Below are 461 nucleotides of genomic sequence, written 5' to 3'. Positions count from 1 at the left end.
ATACAGCATCCTGGTATTTGACTTGCCTGGGCAAGGGCGTGCAAAAATTAACTACGGTTGCATGGGGGTATCGCTTGAAGAGCAAGTGGATGCCTTGCATGAGTTATTAGTCAGAATTGATGCGCAAAAGTACTCTAGTCGATATTTAGTTGGCGGCTCTTGGGGCTCAATTGTTGCGGCTTCTTATTTGGATCGTTATCCGGATTTGTTTAATCGGGCTGTTCTTGGCAGTTTTGGCACGCGTGCAAATTCAGTCCTTCAGGTAATTATAGATCAAGTTCAGTCTTATATTGAGCAGGGGCGTGGCGCTGAAATTGCGCCATTGATGATAGAGAAGTTTGGCCAACTTATTCCTGAGCATTTAAAGCGCCAAATTATTAGCCAGTTTAATGATATGAGTGAGGAGCAGTATGCATCATTTTATGAGCATAGTCGGTCGGTTACTCAGATGGGGGATCTTA

Annotated in this window: 1 protein-coding gene; it reads left to right on the top strand. The window is 44.0% G+C overall.

The genetic code is table 11. From position 1 onward, the window contains the following. On the top strand, positions 1-461 hold a 461-nt coding region (locus tag A3761_RS01310), incomplete at both ends, for an alpha/beta hydrolase (protein WP_197472716.1).

This window comes from Oleiphilus sp. HI0123 (genome assembly GCF_001635315.1).
This window is presented reverse-complemented; position numbering and strand designations above follow the sequence as displayed.